The sequence below is a fragment of the Bartonella sp. AD328YNZD genome, assembly GCF_042196425.1.
Map to the genome: position 1 here is coordinate 1 of NZ_JBHIQG010000183.1, position 2,731 is coordinate 2,731.

The window sequence follows — 2,731 nt, forward strand, 5'->3', positions numbered from 1 at the left end:
GAACACGCCCTTTTAAAAAACTTTAGAGAACTCAAACCGAAAAAACAAAAAGCAATCTTGTGGTTGATTTCTGATTAAGTAAAAGCCCATATAAAGCCCAAATCCTCTGCTTCATTTTAAAGCCCAAATCCTCTGCTTCATTTTACGGATACCATTTTTACGCTTTTCTATATTTACAGAAAAAAACCAAACGAAACCTCCCAACCACACCCCACGCAACTCTGTAAACGCTGATCTGTCAACAATCCAGCTTATTGTTTAGCGAATCCTATTGCTCATTATTTCATATGATTATTATTATCTCTCAAAGCATAGTGTTTTATCAAACTTTCCAATTCAGCCCTAAAATATTCATCCCCCACGGGCGCAAGAAACGCCTTATTAAATTATAATGCCCCACAATCACCGCCCCTCAAAGAGCAGTGTTTGACAGCATGATAGGATAAAAATTCAATGGATAAAATAAACTTGCGAAAGCAAAAATCTTTACCGTTAAAAATCTTTTTTTCAAAAAATCTGAAATTGTGGCCGATAATAAGATTGTGAAAACATCCATTACACAACAAAACTTATCAACTCTGATACAAATAGAACAGAGGTCATACTTACAATTCATGTGATAGAAAAAACAAATGAAGAAAATTTTATAGAAATCTTTGCTGATGGAATTCAAACAGTTTTTAATTTATCTCATACAGATCATCGTGCTTTAGTAATTGTTTTAGAAGAATGTCAAATAGAGCCATCCTCTACCAAGTCAGATATCTCATCTAATGAATATCAAACAAATCTCAAAGACTTTACAAAAATATGACTTGTATTATTTTTCGTATTGTATATATTATAAGCCATCTTAATTTAAGCGCGTGAGGGGAAAATGATATCAAACTTACAAACAAGCAAAAAGGCATTAGTTCTTTTGCTTTTATGGCTTCGTGGTCCTTTAAGATTGATATTAAGTATTATAGTGATTATGGGGTTTATAGGATTGCTTACAGTTCCTATTATGATATTATCAATGGGTTTGTCAAAAGCACTAATAAGCATTGCAATTTGGTCGTTTATATTAGGTTTTGGCTCTTTCCTTCTAATTCTCTCTTATGATAGATTTATAAGATATTTACCATAAACTGTTTCCGTATTTTCCCATTAACAATGCTAATAAAAAACAAAAGATCGCGATAATTCAATCTGTATTCCAACGCAATAAATCATCTCATACCTTGGAGTAATGATATTGACACATACAATGTTTAAAGAGGGGTAAAAATGAAAAAAACCATTTTATTATGCATAGTTATATTAGCTGTAGGATTTAGTATTACCGGTTGTGGTAAAACTGAAGAGGGAAAGCGTCAAGCCAAACAAGAAGAACAAGCTAAAAAGTTTTTTGATGAAGAATTAACCTCTACAGATCGTAATCATGCATTTTAAATAAATGCCCTACGACAATAAAGTGTGAATTTTGACTTCCACCCCTCACCTCAAAGGACGAAGACTCCATTCAGCGCCATTCTTGTGAACAGTCCAGCTTCTTCTCTAGAAGGCGTCAGTTTTCAACAAATCCAAAAATACGAAAAAGGCTTCAATCGTGTAAGCGCAGAACGTTTACAAGAAATTGCCAATATCCTAAAAGTTCCCATTACCTTTTTTTATGCCGATATTGTCACAAAAGAAAATTCTCTACTCCACGATCAAGACACCTATAGCGAAAAAGAACACGCCCTTTTAAAAAACTTTAGAGAACTCGAAGCGAAAAAACAAAAAGCAATCTTGTGGTTGATTTCTGATTAAGTAAAAGCCCATATAAAGCCCAAATCCTCTGCTTCATTTTACGGACACCGTTTTTACGCTTTTCTATATTTACAGAAAAAAAACCAAACGAAACGCCCACATCACCACCCCATGCACCACTGAATAAACACTGATCTGTTAACAATCCAGCTAGCTTATCCAGCGGGTTTTCTTATTGATTTCAGATCACCACACCTAAAAGAGCAAAAATTCCTATAAGTACGAGTCGACAATTCCACTTCAAAAAACAGATCTCCCCACTAGATAAATCTTCTATCCCGCACCAGTTTGTAAACTATAATCCAGCCTCTTGCCAAACAAATACCCCTTATTGACTTCACAGATCACCGTTTCATTCACAAACGCGCACCCTAGTTCTCCATATTCCATACCATGATAAAAGCATACACAAAGCATAAAACCCCATCTCCTTTTTTACAGTTACACGTTTTTACGCTTTTGCGTATTTACTCTTTTACATTTTTATAAAACGAGCTCCCTTTACGCACACAATGCATCCTTGACCTCATTCCTCAAGCAAAACTGCTTATAAAGAATTCCTTTTTCATCCAATAAAAGCGCCCCTTTTTCAAAGAGCATTATTCTCGAGCAATGGCAGCTTTCTTAAAAATCTCTCTTAAGAGTGCACAAAAACTTATTGCTTATAGGATAAATTTTTCTCGATTCTTCTAAGGAAACATCCATTACAACTCATATCTTCCCCCCACTATACTTGGAAACATCTGATCTGTATTAATGTCCTGCTTTCCATGGAAATTTGACATCAGACACGAAATCTTTTTATGAAAGTTTTTTCCCTTTTTACGATGTTTTTTCACCAGCCTTCTCAAAGCTGTTTCCTAAATTTTTGCAACCGCTAAGCTTATAGGATTTAATGAGAAAGTTTTAGACTCTAGAAAGAGTTCAACAAATCAGA

Annotated in this window: 3 protein-coding genes and 1 pseudogene; all 4 read left to right on the forward strand. The window is 34.5% G+C overall.

From position 1 onward, the window contains the following. Positions 1-78, forward strand: a pseudogene (locus tag ACFIO3_RS08620) (transcriptional regulator); the annotation flags it as partial. 538 nt (positions 79-616) lie between these two features. After that, positions 617-814 carry a hypothetical protein gene (locus ACFIO3_RS08625; protein WP_375608191.1) on the forward strand — a complete coding sequence of 66 codons (198 nt, stop codon included), beginning with the start codon at positions 617-619 and terminating at the stop codon, positions 812-814. 455 nt (positions 815-1,269) lie between these two features. Beyond that, a complete protein-coding gene (locus ACFIO3_RS08630; RefSeq protein ID WP_375608190.1) occupies positions 1,270-1,434 on the forward strand; it encodes a hypothetical protein in 165 nt (54 codons plus the stop codon). Positions 1,435-1,512: 78 nt separating this feature from the next. Further along, positions 1,513-1,794 (forward strand): helix-turn-helix domain-containing protein, encoded by a 282-nt coding sequence (locus ACFIO3_RS08635; RefSeq protein ID WP_375608209.1) that lies wholly within the window; start codon positions 1,513-1,515, stop codon positions 1,792-1,794. The last annotated feature ends 937 nt before the right edge of the window (positions 1,795-2,731 follow it).

Coding starts and splice junctions, on each gene's coding strand:
- ACFIO3_RS08630 (WP_375608190.1), top strand. CDS start 1,270: ATGAAAAAAACCATTTTATTATGCATAGTTATATTAGCTGTAGGATTT.